This window comes from Pseudomonas sp. ICBG1301 (assembly GCF_016918385.1).
GTDB lineage: Bacteria > Pseudomonadota > Gammaproteobacteria > Pseudomonadales > Pseudomonadaceae > Aquipseudomonas > Aquipseudomonas palleroniana.
The window spans coordinates 80,590-101,011 of the sequence record NZ_JAEKGB010000005.1; the positions used below are offsets into that span (position 1 = coordinate 80,590).

Below are 20,422 nucleotides of genomic sequence, written 5' to 3' on the forward strand. Positions count from 1 at the left end.
TAAACCTTATCAATTGCAGCTAGTCTCAACTATGAGTCGCCGTGTTATCCACATCGGCGACTGGTCACTCATCAGCGCCCGCAACCCGCGGGCATATTGAGGTAGCCATGAAAATTCGAGAACTGGCCCAGCATTGGGAAGAAACCGCCAAGGGTCGCATGACCAAAACCGAATACGCGATCCATCTGGATGTGGAGGCCGCCGCGAGGCTGGCCGCCATTGCCGAGATGTACCCCAAGCGCCACACCGAAGAACTGCTCGGCGAACTGATCGGCGCCGCCCTTGAAGAGCTCGAAGCCAGCTTTCCGTACATCAAGGGTCAACAGGTGATTGCCACCGATGAAGAGGGCGATCCGTTGTATGAGGACGTCGGCCCTACCCCACGTTTTCTCAGCCTGTCGCGGCGCTATCTGCATGATTTTTCAGCGAGTGCCGATAAACAGAAGCACTGACGAACCACTCTAAAAACCGGTAAACCCCTTGTATTCCGGGCCTTTCAGAGGCTCGGAGTACCGCTGCGCGCGACGAAAGTTCCCTCTTCAAAACGCTGACCAGTCAGTCAAATATTTTTTTAGGCAAATCGCCATCTTCTCTGAACTTTTGAAAAAAGCCTCAGGTCACAGCCAGTAAGCCATCAACTTGGAACGGCCGTTTGAAAGGGCATTTCGAGCTTTACCGCCGGGCCCCAACCGCTGACCAACGAAGTGGATTTTGATGTTTTTCAGGAGTTATCCAATGGAGTTGAAGACGATGAAAACCAGCACTGCCAAATCCTCGTTTAACCACCTGCGCGGGCTCAAATTGGCCGCGCTGGCGATCGGCACCAGCTTCGTACTGGCGGGTTGCGCAGGCAACCCTCCGACTGAGCAATATGCGGTGACTCAATCGGCTGTTAACAGCGCAGTCAGCGCTGGCGGTACCGAGTTCGCGGCTGTGGAAATGAAATCGGCCCAGGACAAGCTCAAAGAAGCCGAAATCGCCATGCACGACAAGAACTACGACAAAGCCCGTCAGTTGGCTGAACAAGCCGAATGGGACGCTCGCGTTGCAGAGCGCAAAGCCCAGGCCGCCAAAGCTCAACAAGCCGTGAAGGACTCCGAGAAAGCTGTTCAGGAGCTGCGTCAGGAAGGCATGCGCCCAGCTGTTATCAAGCAGCAATAAGCCGCCGCCCCTGATTGCAATGCACCCGAAATCGAATTGAAAGGACGACACGATTATGCGTAAACAACTGATGATCCCTGCCCTGTTGGCAATGAGCGTTGCTCTGGCGGCGTGCTCCACCCCACCGAACCAGAACCTGGAAAACGCCAAGACCAATTTCGCGGCTTTGCAGACCAACCCGCAAGCCACCAAGTTGGCGGCCCTGGAAACCAAGGACGCCAGCGATTGGTTGGACAAGGCTGAAAAAGCCTACCGTGACAAGGAAGATGAGAAGAAAGTCGACCAGTTGGCCTACCTGACCAACCAGCGCGTTGAAGTGGCCAAAGACACCATTGTGCTGCGTGAATCCGAAGCCAAGCTGAAAAACGCCGGTGACGAACGTGCCCGCGCCCTGCTGCAAGCCCGTGATGCGCAGATCAAGCAACTGCAAGACAGCCTGAACGCCAAGCAGACCGATCGTGGCACCCTGGTGACTTTCGGTGACGTGCTGTTCGCCACCAACAAGTCCGACCTGAAATCCAGCGGCCTGGTCAACATCACCAAACTGGCGCAGTTCCTGCGCGATAATCCGGACCGTAAAGTGATCGTCGAAGGCTACACCGACAGCACCGGTTCCGATTCGTACAACCAGAGCCTGTCCGAGCGTCGTGCCGCTTCGGTACAACGTGCACTGGCTCAACAAGGCGTGGATATCTCGCGCATCGTGACCCAGGGTTATGGCAAGGAATACCCGGTTGCCGACAACGGCAGCGCATCGGGCCGTGCCATGAACCGTCGCGTTGAAGTGACCATCTCCAACGACAACCAGCCAGTCAAGCCGCGCTCCAGCCTGGCTAACTGATTGATTGAAGCTGGATAAAAAAACCCACCGGAGACGGTGGGTTTTTTCGTTCAGTACTGGATCTGGGGTTTATTTTCGTCGGCGCCGAAAGGATCAAACTCCAGCTTGCGCTTCAGTTCATCTCGCTTCGCTTGGGGCGACTCAGCCTCGCACTCGCTGCACTCATCCAGAATCTGCTGCGCCCGGGCCATGTCCAACATCCTACTGATCGCACCGATATTCACCGTGACTTCCCCCCTGGCTGACTATTCGTAAGTTACCCGTCAGCACCGCTGACTGGGCATTGAGTGGCGTCTTACGGAATACGGTTCCAGATATTTCAGAAACGGTTAATTGGAGCGATTTACTGCTGAAGTTGCGGTGTTTCCTGGCCGAGGCAGCGCACAGCCTGTTTCTTGTTGTTGACCAGCACGCCGCTGAGGCCCTTCTGATCGGTGTCGAACATCACCAGCACACCGTCAACGCACTGCGCCACTTGCGCGGCCGGGGTCAGGGAGATTTTGTAATCCTCTCCCGGCACGGTCTTGAGCATCGTGAAATCGCTCAGAAGCAATGCGTCCTCCGGCTTGGCGAAATGCAGGTAGCCATAAAACCACAGGCAACCGACGGTACCGATGATGGTGCCGATACCGGTGAGGATCAGTGGAATCATGTTGCGTTCTTCACTCATTGCGGGCTCTCTGATGAATCAACTTTAGGAGTCGGATAATTCGGGATCTCGCCCAGGCGGCGCAGGCCGTTGAAGTGCTGCGGGTCGTCCAGATAACGCAGCATCACGGCCTGCCAGGTCGTGTCGGCAAAGGTCTGCACATGATCGCCACGGGTCAGTTGCAATACACGCGGCGGCGGCGCGGCCTGATACAAGCGGATACCGTTGGCCAGCGGCACAATCGGGTCATCCAGGCTATGGAACAGCAGCTTGGGGACACCGGTCAGCGCCGGCATGGCGTTGATCGCACTGTCGGCGTCGGGCACCAGCCAGGACAGCGGCACCTGGAATGGCCATGTTAACCAGGAAGTGCTCAAGGCGAATTGCCCTACGTCACGATAACTGGCGGGCACGCCATCCAGCACCAAGGCCTTCAGTTGGGGTTGACGCTCCGGGTGCGCGGCCAGGTAATGCACAGCCAGCGCACCGCCCAGGCTTTGCCCCAGGACAACCAGGGGTTGGCCCCGGGTTTCAGGCGCTTGGTCGAGCCATTGCCAGGCCGCATCGATATCCTGGTAAATCGCCGGCAATGACGGTTTACCCTCCGATAACCCGTAGCCACGGTAGTCGAGCATCAACACCTGATAGCCCTGCTCCGGCAACCACCAACTGCCACCGAGGTGCCAGGCCAGGTTGCCGCCATTGCCGTGCAGGTGAAGCACCGTGCCCTTGAGCGGCACGCCGGGCTTGGCCGGCAACCACCAGGCGTGAAGTTTTACCCCGTCAGCGGTCGTGAGGGTGACGTCACGGTAGTGCAGGTGCGCTTTTTCCGGCGTGAACGGCAGGCCGGGTTCGGGATAGAACAGCAGTGAACTGCAGCCGCTCAATGTCAGTAACAGGCACAGAATACCGAGGACTCTCATCCGTTAAAGCCTCCACAGGCCAATAACCTAAAGAATATTGGAGTAATCGGCCTCGATCCGGTCCAGGCTCAAGTGGTTGAGGAAGTTGGAAAAGCACATCCAGGCCGCCAACGCGTTCATGTCGCGAAACTGCTCGGGCAGGTATTTGGGCGGTACCACCAGGCCTTCGTCGACCAGTTGGCGCAAGGTGCGCATGTCTTCCAGGGTGGTCTTGCCGCAGAACAACAGCGGCACTTGTTCCAGCTTGCCTTTGCGCACGGCGAGCTGGATGTAGTTGTAGACCATGATAAAGCCCTTGAGGTAGGACAGATCCTTGGTAAACGGTAAGCCGGTCGGCACCGAACCTCGGAACACCCGGCTGGCATTGCCGTAGCTTTCAGCCATTTCAAAGCCCTGCTCGCGAAAGAACTCGAACACCTGCAGGAAGTCAGCGCCCTCTTCCACCATATGGATGGCGCGGGTGCGGTTGGTCAATTTACGCAAGCGGCTTGGGTAAGAGGCGAAGGTGATGATTTCCATCAGAATCGCCAAGCCTTCCTGGGTCACGGTGGACGACGGTGGGCCCTTGGACAGGAACGTGCAGATCGGCTGGTTCAGGCCGTTCAGGGTGGTGCCGACGTGGACCAGACCTTCATGCACCTCCAGGGCGCGCACATCGCGCTCGTTGAACATCGCGTCGGCGCGGATCTTGATGTAGTCGGCCCCCGCCGCAGCGTCAGCGACAATCCCATCGGACTCGAACACACGGATGGTTTCCTCGGCCTCGCCAAACACTTTATTCAAGCGGGTTTGCAGCAAGGCGACGGCATCCTTGGCCGTCAGGGTCTTGGCTTCGTCCTTGAGGTCGCCACGGCCGTCGATATTGTTCAGGTAGTCGGAGAGCATCAGGCCGAGGTCCGCCAGGGTCGGGTCGCCGGCATGGAACGCATCGGAGGCGGCGCCGTACAGCTCCTGGGAAATCAGGCCGAAATCCTCGGTGCCACGCGCTTCAAGCATGCGCACGACCATGCGGTACTCGCGGCACATGCGGCGCATGATCTGCCCGACCGGGCTGAACTGGCCGAGACGGCGGGTAATGTCCCGCTCGATGTTCTGGAACTCCAGCTTCACGGCGCTGGAATCGAACGACAACGGTCGGTTGAGGTAGTAATCACGATCCACGGCAGGCATGGCCTTGCCCTTGGCCTTGAGGAACCCCTGGCGAATATTTTCGTCCCACTTCACGGCGTCAAGGACGCGAATCGGTGTTTGCGCCAGCACAATGCGATCAGACAAGGTGCGTATCGTCTGCTGGTAATCGTCCACCTGGTGCTTCCTCTATAAACGTTATCGGCTCGCGCGCTGCAGGTGCAAGGTGAGTGTTACCTGGAGCGTAGTGTCAGACCGAGGCCAACACCAAATGCATGTATCGCTTGAGAATCGCGAGCATCTCTTCACCGGTCAGCGGCTCCAGACCGTCAAGCAGGCCCTGATACTCCATCCGACCGATAATCGCCGTCAACACTTTGGCATCCTGTTGCGGCTCGCGAGAGCCCAATACCTGGAAAAACTGCCCGGTACCCTGCAACAGAATCTGCTGGTGGGAACGCACCAGCTCGGCCAGGCGCGGGTTGAGCAGCGCTTCCTGACGAAACGCCTGCTCGGCCATCAGGTACTCGCGACGGTTGGTCAACTGGCGCAAGACGTAATCGGCGGTCAGCCGCGCAATATCATCGGCCAATTGCGAACGGGATTCGGGGCTGCCGTCACCATAAGCGACCATTTCGCGCAGCAGGCCCTCATTGCGCACCCACAGCTTGCCCATGTAGGCCGCGCTGCGTTCGACGTATTGGGCAAACGTGTCGGTGAGCAGATCATCGATATCCTTGAAGTAATAGGTGGTGGCCGACAACGGCACACCCGCCTCCGCCGCCACGGCGCGATGGCGCACGGCGCGCACGCCGTCACGCACCACGATGCGCATCGCCGCATCGAGAATGTCTTGCCGACGTTGCTCGCTGCCCCGGCGACTGGCCTTGCGGCCCTGGTACTGGACACTTTCAGCCACGGCAGCCGCAATGCCGGCGGCGCCTTCTTGAGCCATTACGCGGTTCACCACACACATCCTTGCATTGATCAAAATCTGGCGCTGTTCGCTTGACGCTTATAGACGCCGCATAAAAAAGCCGCCTTATATAAGGCGGCTTCGGATTACGCTACGGTCACGCTTGTGGCCGCATGTGCGGGAACAAGATCACATCGCGGATCGACGGTGAGTTGGTCAACAACATCACCAGGCGGTCGATGCCGATACCTTCGCCCGCCGTCGGCGGCATGCCGTACTCCAGGGCGCGGACGAAGTCGGCGTCGTAGTGCATGGCTTCGTCGTCGCCGGCGTCCTTGTCGGCCACTTGGGCCATGAAGCGCTCGGCCTGGTCTTGCGCGTCGTTAAGCTCGGAGTAAGCGTTGGCGATTTCGCGGCCGCCGATGAACAGCTCGAAACGGTCGGTGACGTTCGGGTTGTCGTCATTGCGACGGGCCAGCGGCGACACTTCGAACGGGTACTGGGTAATGAAGTGCGGCTGTTCGAGCTTGTGCTCCACCAGCTCTTCGAAAATCATCACCTGCAGTTTGCCCAGGCCTTCGAAACCCAGCACCTTGGCGCCGGCTTTCTTGGCAATGGCACGGGCCTTGTCGATGTCGTTCAGGTCGTCAGCGGTCAACTCAGGGTTGTACTTGAGGATCGAATCGAACACCGACAGGCGCACGAACGGCTCGCCGAAGTGGAACACCTTGTCGCCGTACGGTACGTCGGTGCTGCCCAGGACCAACTGCGCCAGCTCGCGGAACAGCTCTTCGGTCAGGTCCATGTTGTCTTCGTAGTCGGCGTAAGCCTGGTAGAACTCCAACATGGTGAATTCTGGGTTGTGACGAGTCGAAACGCCTTCGTTACGGAAGTTGCGGTTGATCTCGAAAACTTTCTCGAAGCCGCCCACCACCAGGCGCTTGAGGTACAGCTCGGGGGCAATACGCAGGAACATTTCCATGTCCAGCGCATTGTGGTGGGTTTCGAACGGCTTGGCTGCAGCGCCGCCAGGAATGGTCTGCAACATCGGCGTTTCGACTTCGAGGAAGTCGCGCTTCATCAGGAAGCTGCGGATGTGCGCGATGACTTGCGAACGCACGCGGAAGGTCTGGCGCACGTCTTCGTTGACGATCAGGTCAACGTAGCGCTGGCGGTAGCGCTGTTCGGTGTCGGTCAGGCCGTGGTGCTTGTCCGGCAGCGGGCGCAGGGATTTGGTCAGCAGGCGCACGCTGGTCATTTCGACGTACAGGTCACCCTTGCCGGAACGGGCCAGGGTGCCTTCGGCGGCGATGATGTCGCCCATGTCCCAGGTTTTCACCGCGGCCAGGGTTTCGGCAGGCAAGGTCTTGCGGTTGACGTAGACCTGGATACGCCCGGTCATGTCCTGGATCACCAGGAACGAACCACGGTCGAGCATGATGCGACCGGCAACCTTGACCGGGATTGCAGCCTCTGCCAGCTCTTCCTTGGTCTTGTCCGCGTACTGTTTCTGCAAGGCATCGCAGTAGTTGTCGCGGCGGAAGTCGTTGGGGAAGGCATTGCCCTTGGCGCGCTCGGCAGCAAGCTTTTCCTTGCGCAGGGCGATCAGGGAGTTTTCTTCCTGTTGCAGGGCTTGCGGGTCGAGTTGTTGGTCGCTCATGTCTTTAAATCTTCCATCAGGTTCGTTGTCCCCGGCCTGCGGCCGGGGATCGCCGGCAAGGGATTACAGGCCGGATTTCAGGCTGGCTTCCAGGTATTCGTCGATATCACCGTCGAGCACCTTGTCACAATCGCTGCGTTCGATGTTGGTGCGCAGATCCTTGATCCGCGACGCGTCGAGCACATAGGAGCGGATCTGGTGACCCCAGCCGATATCCGACTTGGTGTCTTCCAGCGCCTGGGAAGCGGCGTTGCGCTTCTGCATTTCCTGCTCGTACAACTTGGCCCGCAGCATTTTCATGGCGGTGTCCTTGTTCGCGTGCTGGGAACGTTCGTTCTGGCAGCTGACCACCGTGTTGGTCGGCACGTGGGTGATACGCACGGCCGAGTCGGTGGTGTTTACGTGCTGGCCACCGGCGCCGGAGGAGCGATAGGTGTCGATCCGCAGGTCGGCCGGGTTGATCTCGATTTCCACCTTGTCATCGATCTCCGGCGAGACGAACACCGCAGAGAACGAAGTATGGCGACGGTTGCCGGAGTCGAACGGGCTCTTGCGCACCAGGCGGTGCACGCCGATCTCGGTACGCAGCCAACCAAAGGCGTATTCGCCCTTGATATGCACGGTCGCGCCCTTGATACCGGCGACTTCACCGGCCGACAGTTCCATGATGGTGGCGTCGAAACCGCGTTTGTCGGCCCAGCGCAGGTACATGCGCAACAGGATGTTGGCCCAATCCTGGGCTTCGGTGCCGCCGGAACCGGCCTGGATATCCAGGTAGGCGTTGTTCGGGTCCATTTCGTGGCTGAACATGCGACGGAATTCAAGCTTGGCGAGGTTTTCCTCGAGACGGGCCAACTCGGCGACGACATCGCCCACTGCGCCTTCGTCGTTTTCTTCGACGGCCATGTCCAGCAGGTCACGGCAATCGGCCAGACCGGTATTCAATTCGTCGAGGGTGTCGACGATCTGCGCCAGCGCAGCGCGCTCGCGGCCCAGTTCCTGGGCGTATTCAGGTTTGTTCCAGACACTCGGATCTTCAAGCTCGCGATTGACTTCGGTCAGACGCTCATGCTTTTGATCGTAGTCAAAGATACCCCCGAATAGTTTCGGAGCGCTCGGACAGGTCCTTGATGGTGTTAAGGATCGGGTTGATTTCCATGGCGGGCAGCACTCGTTGGCGAACTTTTGAAAGCCGGCGAGTATAACGGCAATCGGGCTGAAACGGCAGCCCGCTTGGCGAAAAGGCGGGGGTTGCTCCCTGCCACCCGGTTATTCGATACCGACCTGATTGCGCCCGTTGTGCTTGGCCATATACAACCCCTTGTCCGCCGCCATGATCAACTGCCGATAATCCGTGCCCTGCTTGGGCGTCAGGGTCGACAGGCCGATGCTGATGGTCAGGCACGATCCCTCGGTCGGCGCGATGTGCGGGATTTTCAGGGCCGCCACCGCCATGCGCAGCTTTTCCGCGACCAGTCGGGCGCCGCCCGGCGAGGTGCTCGGCAGCACCAGGGCAAATTCTTCACCGCCATAACGCGCCGGCAAATCCGAAGGACGGCTGCTGGCCTCGCGAATGGTGGCAGCGACCTTGCGCAGGGCTTCGTCGCCTTCGACATGGCCGAAGTTGTCGTTGTAGCTCTTGAAAAAGTCCACGTCGATCATCAACAGCGAGAGCTGGGTCTGGTCACGCATGGCACGGCGCCACTCCAGCTCCAGGTATTCGTCGAAGTGGCGACGGTTGGACAGCCCGGTGAGGCCATCGGAGTTCATCAGGCGTTGCAGCACCAGGTTGGTGTCCAGCAACTGTTGCTGGCTGACCCGCAGCGCACGGTAGGCCGCATCCCGTTGCAGCAGCGTCATGTAGGAGCGCGAGTGATAGCGAATGCGCGCCACCAGCTCGATGTTGTCCGGCAGCTTCACCAGGTAGTCGTTGGCGCCCGCGGCAAAGGCAGCGCTCTTGATCAGCGGGTCTTCCTTGGTGGACAGCACGATGATCGGGATATTCGCGGTGGCCGGGTGGTTGCGGTATTCGCGAACCAGGGTCAGGCCGTCCAGCCCCGGCATCACCAGGTCTTGCAGGATCACCGTGGGCTTGATGCGAATCGCCTGGGCAATCGCCTGATGCGGATCGGCGCAGAAGTGGAAGTCGATGTTCTCTTCATGGGCCAGGCCGCGTCGCACGGCTTCGCCGATCATCGCCTGGTCGTCAACCAGCAACACCATGGCGGCATTTTCATCGGTCTTGAAGTCGTCGAGCTGTAAATCATTCATGTGCAGTCACCTGAATTACCACCTGCAAACCAGCAGCACGGGAGGTTTTGATCATTTTGCAAAGACCTCCAGCAATCGGGGCGCAATTCTATCCAGTGGGCGAATTTCAACAGCGGCATCAATCGCCGCCGCCGCTTTGGGCATGCCATACACCGCCGAACTCTGTTGGTCTTGGGCGATGGTCAAATATCCTTGTTCACGCAGTAATTTGAGCCCTTGGGCGCCATCGCGCCCCATGCCGGTCAGCAATACGCCGACGGCATCGCCATTCCAGTGGCTGGCGACGCTCTCGAAAAACACGTCGATGGAAGGTCGATAAATCTCGTTCACCGGCTCGGCGGTATAGGCCAGCGTGCCGTTTTTCAGCAGGCGGATGTGGTGATTGGTGCCGGCCAGCAAGACTACGCCGCTTTGTGGCGGTTCGCCTTCACGGGCCAGGCGCACCGGCAGGCCGGACGCACTGCTCAACCACTCGGCCATGCCGGCGGCGAACACCTGATCCACATGCTGCACCAGCACAATGGCGGCGGGAAAGTCGCCTGGCAAGCCCTTGAGCAGGGTTTCCAGGGCAGCCGGCCCTCCCGCCGACGAGCCAATCGCTACCAGGCTCTGACGCTTGCCGGTAGCACGTTGCGGCGTCGCGTCGGCGCGCACGCGGCTGCCGCGCTGACCAATCAGCCAGCCGATGTTAAGGATCTTGCGCAGCAGCGGCGCCGCTGCATCCTTGGGGTTGCCCACGCCCAGCGCCGGTGTGTCCACTACGTCCAGGGCACCATGGCCCATGGCTTCGAACACGCGGCTGACGTTGGCCTGGCGATCCACGGTGACGATCAGGATCGGACACGGAGTATCGGCCATGATCTGACGGGTGGCTTCCACGCCATCCATCACCGGCATGATCAAGTCCATCAGGATCAGGTCCGGGGTCAGTTCGGCGCAACGTTGCACGGCTTCCAGGCCGTTGCTGGCCACCCACACCACTTCGTGGGCAGGCTCGAAACTGAGTGCGCGGCGCAGCGCCTCCACCGCCAGGGACATGTCATTGACGATCGCAATCCTCATGCCCGGGCTCCTCCGATCAGTTCGACCACGGCGTCGAGCAAGGCGTCATCGTGAAAACTGGCTTTGGCTAAATAATAGTCGGCGCCGGCATCCAGTCCACGGCGGCGGTCTTCTTCGCGATCCTTGTACGACACCACCATCACCGGCAACGATTGCAGGCGACTGTCACGACGCAGAAGTGTGACCAATTCGATACCGTCCATGCGAGGCATATCAATGTCAGTGATAAGCAGGTCGAAGTCTTCGGAGCGCAAGGCATTCCAGCCGTCCATGCCGTCGACTGCAACGGCCACTTCATATCCGCGGTTTAACAGCAATTTGCGTTGCAGCTCACGTACGGTCAGCGAGTCATCCACGACCAGCACCCGTTTGCGCGCAGCTTCGGTGGCCTGCTGGCTGCGCCTCGCGATGCGCTCCAGGCGGCCGGTGTTGAGCAGCTTGTCCACCGAGCGCAGCATGTCTTCGACATCCACGATCAACACCACCGAACCATCATCCAGCAAGGCGCCGGCGGAGATGTCCTGGACCTTGCCCAAGCGATCATCCAGCGGCAACACCACCAGGGTGCGCTCGCCGATGAAACGCTCCACCGCAATGCCATACACCGCATCGCGTTCGCGGATGACCACGACCTTCAATGTCGCGTCATTGCTTTGCGCCGCCGGGCGCTGCAACAACTGGCTGGCGGCAACCAGACCGACATGCCGGCCCTCGTGCCAGAAATGCTGGCGGCCTTCCAACTGGACAATATCGTCCGGCGACAGGTCGCACATGCGCTCGATATGCGCCAGCGGAAAAGCATAGGCTTCACCGCCGACTTCCACCACGAGGCTGCGCACCACCGACAGGGTCAACGGCACTTCCAGATGGAAGCGACTGCCCTGCCCCGCCGCCTGCTCCAGCACCACCGCGCCGCGCAATTGCCGGACCATATGCTGCACCGCATCCAGGCCCACGCCGCGTCCGGACACTTCGGTAACTTTGTCGCGCAGGCTGAAACCGGGCAGGAACAGGAACGTCAGCAGTTCCTCCTCGCTCAAACGCAAGGCGGTTTCCGGCGGTGACAGGTGCCGGTCGACGATGGTCCCACGCAGGCGCTCAAGGTCGACGCCATTGCCGTCATCGCTCAGTTCCAGCACCAGCAACCCCGCCTGATGGGAAGCACGCAGACGGATCAGGCCCTCGGCCGGCTTGCCCGCCAGGATACGCTGCTCGGGCATTTCGATGCCGTGGTCGACGGCATTGCGCAGCAAATGAGTGAGCGGCGCCTCGAGCTTTTCCAACACGTCGCGATCGACCTGGGTCTTTTCGCCTTCGATTTCCAGGCGCACCTGCTTGCCCAGGCTGCGCCCGAGGTCGCGGACCATGCGCACCTGCCCGGCCAGTACATCGGCAAAGGGCCGCATGCGACAGGCCAGCGCGGTGTCGTAAAGCACCTGGGCACGCTGCCCGGCCTGCCAGCCGAACTCATCCAGCTCGACGATTTTTTCCGCCAGCAGGGCCTGGGCTTCGCTCAGCAAACGCCGGGTATCGGCCAGCGCTTCCTCGGCTTCGAGGTTCAAATCCAGCGCCCTGAGCTGGCCGTCCAGCGTATCCAGTGCGCGTGCGCCGTTACTTTGAATCCGCTTGAGGCGCTGCATGCTTGCCAGGTAAGGCTTGAGCCGCTGGGTTTCCACCAGGGACTTGCTGGACAGGTCCAACAGACTGTTCAAGCGCTCGGCGGTCACGCGCAGCACGCGCTCGCCACCCTCGGTCATCGGTTTGCTCTGGCGCGGCAACGCCGGCTCGGGCTCGGGTGCAGGCGCTTCAATGATCGGCGCCGGGGCAGGCTCGGGCGGTGGTGGCGGTGGCGCGACGTTGGCAGTCGGCTGCGACGGATCGAGCAGCCGTTCCATCAATGCCACATAGGCATCAATATCGGCCGCCCCCACATCATTGCCGGGGGTGGCAATGCGCATCAGCAAATCAGTGCCCTGCAGCAGAGCGTCGATATGCTCAGGTTGCAGGTACAGGCGGCTTTCCTGGGCACTGACCAGGCAGTCCTCCATGACGTGGGCCACGCTGACCCCGGCGTCCACACCGACGATGCGGGCCGCGCCCTTGAGCGAATGGGCGGCGCGCATGCAGGCCTCAAGCTGGTCGGCCTGGGTCGGGTTACGCTCCAGGGCCAGCAGGCCCGCGCTCAATACCTGGGTCTGCGCATCGGCTTCCAGGCTGAACAGTTCCAGCAACGAGGCATCGCGCATCTGGTCGGGGGTCATGTGAGGCTCCGGGTCACGGCGGACAGCAATTGCGCCTCGTCCAGCCAACGCAGGCTGCGGCCCTTCCACTGCAACACACCCTGGGTGAAGCGCGCGCTGGCCTGGGTGCCGGAGGCGGACGCGGCCTTCAAGGCGCGTTCATCGATGGCATGGATGCCGTCGACTTCGTCCACCGGCACCACCACCGGACCGTCCTGCGCGGCGATGATCAACATGCGCGGCATGATGCGCCCGCCCGTCGCGCCATGATCGGTGACGTCCAGGCCAAGCAGCTCGACCAGCGACAGGCACGCCACCAGCGCGCCGCGTACGTTGGCCACGCCGAGCAATGCCCGTGAGCGCTGATGCGGCAGGGAATGGATCGGTTGCAGCGGTGCCACTTCCACCAGGCAGCGGGTGGCGATGCCCAGCCATTCTTCGCCGAGGCGGAACATCAGCAGGGAACGGGTGGCCACGTTCTCGTCGACGGCGTCGGCGGCGATCGCGTGGCGATCGTCCTGCTGCAACGCATAGCGGTCGAGCAAGCGCGTGGCGGCGGCGGAATACACCGAGCAGTTGCGGCAGTGAATATGTTCGGCCAGCAACGGGCAGGATTTGTCGCCATGGATGCCGATACGGTTCCAGCAATCGTCGATGCGTTGGGTGTCGGTCAGGGTCAGGTCAAGACCCGCAGTGTCGAGCGCGTCGGAGGTACTCATCGTTTGGACTCACTGTCAGCTCGCTCGCTACGCGCGGCCCGCGCCTGCAAACGGCGCGCCCCCGCACTGTCGCCCTGGGACTCGAGCAACGCGGCCAGATGCATCAGGGCCTGCGGGTGCTGCGGTTCCAGGTATAGGGCTTTGCGGTAATACCCCTGGGCTTCCAAGGCGCTGCCGGCCACATCGCTGAGCAAGCCCAGCCAGTAAAACACTTGGGCGACGGGCGGGTGGTTGCTCAAATACTGTTCACAGGCAGCTCGGGCCTCAGCACTTTTGCCCTCATTGGCCAGGGTGGCGATCCGGCTGAGCAAATCACCCGCGTCCGTCTGCGGTGCCTTGAGCGGCAGCACCTGGGCGCTGACCGTGCTGAACGGGCGCGGTTTGGGCGGGATCGGTGCTGTGCTGCGCGCCGGCACGGGGGCCGGCATCGGCACGAAAACCGGCGCAGGCTTCACCGGTTCCACATGTCGGCTGAAGGCAAAGGACTGTGGCACGCCAATCGAGCGCATTCCATGGCGCCCCAGCAAACTGCCTTCGGCCGGGCCGATAAACAGCACACCATCGACATGGGTCAAGCCCTTGAGCACATCGAAGACTTGTTTCTGGGTCGGCTGGTCGAAGTAGATCAGCAGGTTGCGGCAGAACACGAAGTCATAGCTGGGCTCATTCGCCAGCAACGCTGGGTCCAGCAAGTTTCCGACTTGCAGGCGCACCTGCTCACGCACTCGATCGGCAATGTGGTAACCGTCGGCCTGCTCGGTGAAATGGCGCTGGCGAAACTCAAGGTCGCCACCGCGAAAGGAATTCTTCCCGTACACCCCGCGCCGCGCCCGCTCTACCGACAGCGGGCTGACGTCCATGCCCTGCACCTTGAACTGATGTGGGGCCAGGCCGGCATCGAGCAACGCCATGGCAATCGAATAGGGCTCTTCGCCGGTCGAACATGGCAGGCTGAGAATGCGCAAAGCGCGCAGTTGGTTGATCTCGGCCAGACGCGCCTTGGCCAGGCGCGCCAAGGTGGCAAAGGACTCCGGGTACCGGAAAAACCAGGTCTCGGGAACAATCACCGCCTCGATCAGCGCTTGCTGCTCGTCCTGCGAGCTTTGCAATCGCTGCCAATAGTGCTCCAGCGTCACCGCCTGCACGGCCTGGCTGCGCTGGCGCACGGCGCGCTCGATAATGGCCTCGCCCACCGATGCGACGTCCAGGCCAATGCGTTCTTTCAGGAAGGTAAAGAAACGGGGGTCGCTGTTCATAGGCTCAGCTCGGCAGAAAATAGCAAAGCGCGGGCTTCATCGGTCAATAACTCGGACACGCCGATCCACTGCATCAAGCCTTGGGCATCTTCACGCACCAGCCCCAGGTAAGGCGCTTGCCGATTGTCGAGGCCATAGGGTTGAAACTCGGTAGGGTAGCAACGCAAGGTGTCGGTAGCCTGCTCCAGGATCAGCCCGAGCCTGCGCGCCTCGATCCAGGGTTGCGGCTGGTAGTTGACCAGCACCAGACGAGTACTGGTACGCACTTGGGCGGCTGTGCCGAAGGTCAGCGCACTGAGGTCGATCACCGGTACCAACACCCCGCGATGGGCAAATATGCCTGCCACCCACGCCGGCGCATGAGCGATGGGTTTGAGGGGCAGGCGCGGCAGCACCTCGGCCACTTCCGTGGCCTTGAGCGCATAACGTTCGCCGCCGATGTGAAACACCAGGAACAACGTCTTTTTCGCTGCCGGGACGGCACCGCGTTTAGCCGCGAAGTCGCTCATCAGACTTTGAAACGCGATACGCCGCTGCGCAGACCGACCGCAACCTGGCTCAGTTCATCAATGGCAAAACTGGCCTGGCGCAGGGACTCCACGGTCTGGCTGCTGGCATCGCCCAGTTGCACCAACGCGTGGTTGATCTGCTCGGCGCCGGTGGCCTGGGCCTGCATGCCTTCGTTGACCATCAACACCCGAGGCGCCAGGGCCTGTACCTGGTGGATGATCTGCGACAGCTGCTCGCCGACTTGCTGCACTTCGAACATGCCACGGCGCACTTCTTCAGAAAACTTGTCCATGCCCATCACGCCAGCTGACACTGCCGACTGGATCTCGCGCACCATCTGCTCGATGTCATACGTGGCCACGGCGGTCTGGTCAGCCAAGCGACGCACTTCGGTGGCAACCACCGCAAAGCCGCGGCCGTATTCGCCGGCCTTCTCGGCTTCGATGGCCGCGTTGAGCGACAACAGGTTGGTCTGGTCGGCGACCTTGACGATGGTCACCACCACCTGGTTGATATTGCCGGCCTTCTCATTGAGGATCGCCAGCTTGGCGTTGACCAGGTCGGCGGCGCCCATCACCGAATGCATGGTTTCTTCCATGCGCGCCAGCCCTTGCTGACCGGAACCGGCGGCGACCGAAGCCTGGTCGGCGGCGGTGGACACCTCGGTCATGGTGCGGACCAAGTCCTTGGACGTTGCAGCAATTTCGCGGGAAGTAGCCCCGATTTCGGTGGTGGTTGCAGCCGTTTCGGTGGCGGTCGCCTGTTGCTGCTTGGAAGTCGCGGCGATCTCGGTCACCGAGGTGGTCACCTGCACCGACGAGCGTTGGGCCTGGGACACCAGCGCAGTCAGTTCGGTCATCATGTCGTTGAAGCCGGTTTCGACTGCGCCGAATTCGTCCTTGCGCTCCAGGTTCAAGCGCTTGCTCAGGTCACCGTCACGCATGGTGCCCAGGATCGACACAATGCGCTGCATCGGCGCCGTGATTGCGCGCATCAGTAGCAAACCGCAGAGGGCGGCCGCGAGGATGGCCAGGGCCAGGGATACGAACATACTGATTTTCGCGGCGGCTACGGCATCATCGATGGCCGTGGTGGCGCGGTCGGCGACACTTTTGTTCTCGGTAATGATGTCATTGAGCTTCATGCGGCCTGCGGTCCAGGCCGGTGTCATTTCGGTGTCGAACAATTTGCGCGCAGCGGCGACATCGTTGTTCTGCAAGCGATCCACCACCCCGGCCAGGGCCTTGTTGTAAATCTGGTGCTGGGCTTCGAATTTATCGAACTCGGCCTGATCGTCACCACCCTTGATGGTGGCCTGGTAGTTGGCCATCTGTTGCAGGATGCGCGCTTCGAAGGATTTGAATTCAGCCTTGTCGGTGTCGGCTAGCCCCTTGTTTTGACCCGAACCGATCAGTTCCAGGATATGCAGGTAACTGTCGACCCAGGCGCTACGAATCATCGAACTGAGGTAAACCCCCGGCACCGCGTCGTCACGCACCGCGACTTCACTGGTTTCGATCTTCAGCAACCGTGAATAGGAGACCACAACCATTAACAGCATGATGGCGATAATGACCGCAAAGCTAGCCAAAATCCTTTGGCGCAAGGTCCAGTTCTTCACAGTAATTCCTCGAAGGCCCATTCAAATGCTGGGGAGTATAGCTGAGCGGATGCCTGCATTTATCAACAGCTTTTGCCGGACCAGGCAGAGGACGCGAATAGTTGTGAGAGGGGGCTGGTTCCCGATAGCAGTGTGCCAGGCCACTTATACATAATTGACCCACCGCTATCGGGGGCAAGCCCTAATGCCAGTCAGTTAAATGGCGGGCTGTAGAACACATCATCTGTAGTGAGCGGGCTTGCCGCGCTGGGGGGCGTAGCCGCCCCAAACCCAGGCACCTCGGTCCTCCTGAAATACCGCGGCGTCTTTGTTGGGGCGGCTGCGCCCCCCAGCGCGGGGCAAGCCCGCTCACTACAGAGTTTGGTCGCGGCAGGTTCTCTTAACTGGCTAGCATTAGGGCACGCCCGCTCCCACATGGGTTATGCGTTCAACCGCACTTGCTTTTCCAGTTCTGCTTTCAGGCCGGGTTCGAGTTTGAGCTGGCGGGCCAGTTCGTCGAGGTAGGCTTTTTCCATGAAGTTTTCTTCGTCGACCAGCATCACGCTGGCGATGTACATCTCGGCGGCCATTTCCGGCGTGGCGGCAGCGCGGGCGACGTCGGTCGGATCGAGCGGTTTGTTGAGCTCGGCGTGCAGCCAGCGTTGTAGCTCGAGGTCGTTGTCCAGCTTGGTGAACTCCCCTTCGATCAGCGCCCGCTCACGCTCATCGACATGCCCGTCGGCCTTGGCGGCCGCCACGAGTGCCTTGAGGATGCCCTGGCTGTGCTGCTCGACCTGGGCCGGCGGCAGGCGGTCGATGGTTTGCGGTTCGCCTTGCGCTGCGCCGGCCTGTTGCGCCTGCCAGTTGCCGTAGGCCTTGTAGGCAATCACACCGAGTGCCGCCAACCCGCCGTAGGTCAGGGCCTTGCCGCCGAACTTGCGGGCTTTTTTGTTGCCCAGCAACAGGCCCATGGCTCCCGCCGCCAGGGCGCCGCCGCCCGCACCGCCGAGCAGGCTGCCCAGGCCACCAGCGCCAAGCAAGCCGCCCAGGGCACTTTTATCGTCCTGCTTACGTTGGTCACCAGCTTTGTTCTGCAACATATCCTGGCCAGACTTGAGCAACTGATCGAGTAATCCACGGGTATTCATTCACAGCCTCCAGACACTTGGGTTCATAGGACCAATAGGCCCCCAGCGTAAAACTAAGTGCTAAAAAACCCCGATCTAGAGTGCTTCCAGATGTAACTCCGGTGTAAGGCCAGAGATAACGACAGCGGGGCGGCGGAAATGCTTTGTTTCACATGCAAAGCCATCATGCCGCCATCAATCAATTTTCCTGGCTCATCGAACCGCTTAAGCTATCCAGCGTCTGTTTATTGTCCGTAGCGTTTGGCCGAAGGCATGTCCGAACCGTTATTTTTAATCCAGCACGCGCCAAGGCCGGCGCGGGATTTGCTCACGACAGGTTGTCTCTATGCACCGCAGGAATTTGCTCAAAGCATCCATGGCCATTGCGGCTTACACCGGTTTGTCGGCCAGCGGCCTGTTGGCCGCACAGGCTTGGGCCGGCAACCGCGCCGCCGATGGCAAGGCCGTGGCCTTCGATTTTGAGTCGCTGAAGGCCCAGGCCAAACAACTCGCCGGGACCGCATACAAGGACACCAAGCAGGTGCTGCCGCCGACCCTGGCGAACATGACACCGCAGAATTTCAACGCCATCGGCTACGACGGTAACCATTCGCTGTGGAAGGAATTGAACGGCCAACTGGACGTGCAGTTCTTCCACGTCGGCATGGGTTTCAAGACGCCCGTGCGCATGCACAGCGTCGACCCCAAGACCCGTGAGGCGCGCGAGGTGCATTTCCGCCCTTCGCTGTTCAACTATGCCAAAACCACCGTGGACACCCAGCAGTTGACCGGCGACCTGGGTTTCTCCGGGTTCAAGCTGTTCAAGGCGCCGGAACTGGATCGGCATGACGTGCTGTCGTTTCTCGGCGCCAGCTACTTCAGAGCCGTGGACTCCACTGGCCAATACGGCCTTTCCGCACGCGGCCTGGCGATAGATACCTACGCGAAAAAACGCGAGGAATTCCCTGACTTCACGCAGTTCTGGTTTGAAACGCCGGACAAGGACGCCACGCGCTTTGTGGTCTACGCCCTGCTCGACTCGCCGAGCGCCACCGGGGCTTACCGCTTCGATATCGACTGCCAGGCCAACCAAGTGGTGATGGCCATCGATGCGCATATCAATGCGCGCACCGCCATCGAACAGCTGGGCATCGCACCGATGACCAGCATGTTCAGTTGTGGTACTCACGAGCGTCGTATGTGCGACACCATTCACCCGCAAATCCACGACTCGGACCGCCTGGCGATGTGGCGCGGCAACGGTGAGTGGATCTGCCGCCCGCTGAACAACCCGGCCAAACTGCAGTTCAACGCCTTTGCCGATACCGATCCGAAAGGTTTCGGCCTGGTCCAGACCGACCATGAGTTTGCCAGTTACCAGGACACCGTCGACTGGTACAGCAAGCGTCCAAGCCTGTGGGTCGAACCGACGACCGCTTGGGGTGAAGGCTCCATTGACCTGTTGGAAATCCCCACCACCGGCGAAACCCTGGACAACATCGTGGCCTTCTGGACCCCGAAAAAGCCCGTGGCCGCCGGCGATTCGCTCAACTATGGCTACAAGCTTTACTGGAGTGCATTGCCGCCGGTCAGCACACCGTTGGCGCAGGTCGACGCCACACGCTCAGGCATGGGTGGCTTTACCGAAGGTTGGGCACCGGGCGAGCACTACCCTGAAGTGTGGGCGCGCCGGTTTGCCGTGGACTTCAAGGGCGGCGGCCTGGATCGCCTGCCGGCCGGCACCGGGATTGAGCCGGTCGTGACCTGCTCCCATGGCCAGGTGAAGGATTTCAGCGTGCTGGCGCTCGACAACATCAAGGGCTATCGCATTCTGTTCGATTGGTACCCCACCAGCGACAGCGTCGAGCCCGTGGAATTGCGGCTGTTTATCCGCACGCAGGACCGTACCCTGAGTGAAACCTGGCTGTATCAATACTTCCCGCCGGCACCGGAACAGCGCAAGTACACCTGACGCACCGGTTGCCATAATGTGGGAGGGGCATCGCGCCTCCCACATATCAAACGGGTGGTTCAGAACCGCGAAACACTCTTCATCGCCCCGATCAGATACCGCATCGCCACTTGATCGCTCTCGGTCAGGGCGCGGTACTGCGCCAGTAATTCGGCCTCATCCGAACTCAACCTTCGGCTACGCAAGAACACCCTGCGGGTCAGAAAAGACACCACCACACCCGCTACACCATAGGACTTGGCCATGGACTGCTTCTCCTGAAATCGATCAAATATTCCTCATGCCCATTACCCGCCTGCCGTGAAACGCAATGTCTTCAAGGACTCACAGCCTGATTCCCTGGGCCAGAAACCGGGCTTACCCTAAGCGTAGAAACTATCTCGCCAT

The 20,422-nt window shown here is 60.7% G+C and carries 20 protein-coding genes; 4 read left to right on the forward strand and 16 right to left on the reverse strand.

Annotated elements, in window-relative coordinates; translation table 11 throughout:
• The first annotated feature begins 107 nt into the window (after window positions 1-107).
• The 3 genes from JBE38_RS13280 (at window position 108) to JBE38_RS13290 (ending at window position 2,002) form a co-directional block, all read left to right on the forward strand.
• Entirely contained in the window at window positions 108-452 is a 345-nt protein-coding gene (locus JBE38_RS13280) for a hypothetical protein (protein WP_060754011.1), read from the forward strand.
• Window positions 453-735: 283 nt separating this feature from the next.
• A complete protein-coding gene (locus tag JBE38_RS13285) occupies window positions 736-1,161 on the forward strand; it encodes a DUF4398 domain-containing protein (protein WP_060754010.1) in 426 nt (141 codons plus the stop codon).
• 55 nt (window positions 1,162-1,216) lie between these two features.
• Window positions 1,217-2,002 (forward strand): OmpA family protein, encoded by a 786-nt coding sequence (locus JBE38_RS13290; protein ID WP_060754009.1) that lies wholly within the window; start codon window positions 1,217-1,219, stop codon window positions 2,000-2,002.
• Window positions 2,003-2,052: 50 nt separating this feature from the next.
• Here the strand turns inward: JBE38_RS13290 and JBE38_RS13295 are convergent, their stop codons facing one another.
• The 15 genes from JBE38_RS13295 to JBE38_RS13365 all read right to left on the reverse strand — a co-directional run bounded on the left by JBE38_RS13295 (window position 2,053) and on the right by JBE38_RS13365 (window position 18,084).
• A complete protein-coding gene (locus JBE38_RS13295; RefSeq protein WP_158510685.1) occupies window positions 2,053-2,193 on the reverse strand; it encodes a hypothetical protein in 141 nt (46 codons plus the stop codon).
• A gap of 152 nt (window positions 2,194-2,345) precedes the next feature.
• Window positions 2,346-2,672, reverse strand: coding sequence for a hypothetical protein (locus JBE38_RS13300; protein WP_060754008.1), 327 nt, complete (start codon window positions 2,670-2,672; stop codon window positions 2,346-2,348).
• On the reverse strand, window positions 2,669-3,574 hold the full coding sequence (locus JBE38_RS13305; protein ID WP_205344436.1) for an alpha/beta hydrolase: 906 nt from the start codon (window positions 3,572-3,574) through the stop codon (window positions 2,669-2,671). The genes JBE38_RS13300 and JBE38_RS13305 overlap by 4 nt, the downstream gene beginning before the upstream one ends.
• 27 nt (window positions 3,575-3,601) lie before the next feature.
• A complete protein-coding gene (locus JBE38_RS13310) occupies window positions 3,602-4,879 on the reverse strand; it encodes a flavohemoglobin expression-modulating QEGLA motif protein (protein ID WP_060754006.1) in 1,278 nt (425 codons plus the stop codon).
• Window positions 4,880-4,952: 73 nt separating this feature from the next.
• Complete coding sequence (locus JBE38_RS13315) at window positions 4,953-5,669, reverse strand: TetR/AcrR family transcriptional regulator (RefSeq protein ID WP_174554022.1); 717 nt, start codon at window positions 5,667-5,669, stop codon at window positions 4,953-4,955.
• Window positions 5,670-5,775: 106 nt separating this feature from the next.
• Window positions 5,776-7,278 carry a lysine--tRNA ligase gene (gene lysS / locus JBE38_RS13320; protein WP_104995688.1) on the reverse strand — a complete coding sequence of 501 codons (1,503 nt, stop codon included), beginning with the start codon at window positions 7,276-7,278 and terminating at the stop codon, window positions 5,776-5,778.
• A 63-nt stretch (window positions 7,279-7,341) separates the two neighbouring features.
• Window positions 7,342-8,437, reverse strand: a protein-coding gene (gene prfB, locus JBE38_RS13325) for a peptide chain release factor 2 (RefSeq protein WP_098465888.1) whose coding sequence is annotated in 2 segments (ribosomal slippage) — window positions 7,342-8,364 and window positions 8,366-8,437 — 1,095 coding nt in all. Because the reading frame shifts where the segments join, the coding sequence is not laid out codon by codon here.
• Window positions 8,438-8,547: 110 nt separating this feature from the next.
• A complete protein-coding gene (locus JBE38_RS13330; RefSeq protein WP_060754003.1) occupies window positions 8,548-9,549 on the reverse strand; it encodes a response regulator in 1,002 nt (333 codons plus the stop codon).
• 51 nt (window positions 9,550-9,600) lie between these two features.
• Window positions 9,601-10,611 (reverse strand): chemotaxis response regulator protein-glutamate methylesterase, encoded by a 1,011-nt coding sequence (gene cheB, locus JBE38_RS13335; protein WP_060754002.1) that lies wholly within the window; start codon window positions 10,609-10,611, stop codon window positions 9,601-9,603.
• Window positions 10,608-12,872 (reverse strand): hybrid sensor histidine kinase/response regulator, encoded by a 2,265-nt coding sequence (locus tag JBE38_RS13340; RefSeq protein WP_090366428.1) that lies wholly within the window; start codon window positions 12,870-12,872, stop codon window positions 10,608-10,610. Before JBE38_RS13340 ends, cheB begins: the two co-directional genes overlap by 4 nt.
• Entirely contained in the window at window positions 12,869-13,570 is a 702-nt protein-coding gene (locus JBE38_RS13345) for a chemotaxis protein CheW (RefSeq protein WP_090366430.1), read from the reverse strand. Before JBE38_RS13345 ends, JBE38_RS13340 begins: the two co-directional genes overlap by 4 nt.
• Window positions 13,567-14,826, reverse strand: a complete 1,260-nt coding sequence (locus tag JBE38_RS13350; protein ID WP_205344437.1) for a CheR family methyltransferase — start codon at window positions 14,824-14,826, stop codon at window positions 13,567-13,569. Before JBE38_RS13350 ends, JBE38_RS13345 begins: the two co-directional genes overlap by 4 nt.
• The gene (locus JBE38_RS13355; RefSeq protein WP_090366433.1) at window positions 14,823-15,335 is read right to left on the reverse strand and encodes a chemotaxis protein CheW; all 513 of its coding nucleotides are present in this window, start codon (window positions 15,333-15,335) and stop codon (window positions 14,823-14,825) included. The genes JBE38_RS13350 and JBE38_RS13355 overlap by 4 nt, the downstream gene beginning before the upstream one ends.
• Window positions 15,335-16,957, reverse strand: coding sequence for a methyl-accepting chemotaxis protein (locus JBE38_RS13360; RefSeq protein ID WP_090366435.1), 1,623 nt, complete (start codon window positions 16,955-16,957; stop codon window positions 15,335-15,337). The genes JBE38_RS13355 and JBE38_RS13360 overlap by 1 nt, the downstream gene beginning before the upstream one ends.
• Before the next feature lie 419 nt (window positions 16,958-17,376).
• Window positions 17,377-18,084 (reverse strand): tellurite resistance TerB family protein, encoded by a 708-nt coding sequence (locus JBE38_RS13365; RefSeq protein ID WP_090366436.1) that lies wholly within the window; start codon window positions 18,082-18,084, stop codon window positions 17,377-17,379.
• Between the two features lie 325 nt (window positions 18,085-18,409).
• Here JBE38_RS13365 and JBE38_RS13370 point away from each other — a divergent pair, with 325 nt between their 5' ends.
• Window positions 18,410-20,035 (forward strand): glucan biosynthesis protein D, encoded by a 1,626-nt coding sequence (locus JBE38_RS13370; protein ID WP_090366438.1) that lies wholly within the window; start codon window positions 18,410-18,412, stop codon window positions 20,033-20,035.
• Between the two features lie 59 nt (window positions 20,036-20,094).
• Here the strand turns inward: JBE38_RS13370 and JBE38_RS13375 are convergent, their stop codons facing one another.
• Complete coding sequence (locus JBE38_RS13375) at window positions 20,095-20,280, reverse strand: hypothetical protein (protein WP_060753994.1); 186 nt, start codon at window positions 20,278-20,280, stop codon at window positions 20,095-20,097.
• Window positions 20,281-20,422: the final 142 nt, after the last annotated feature.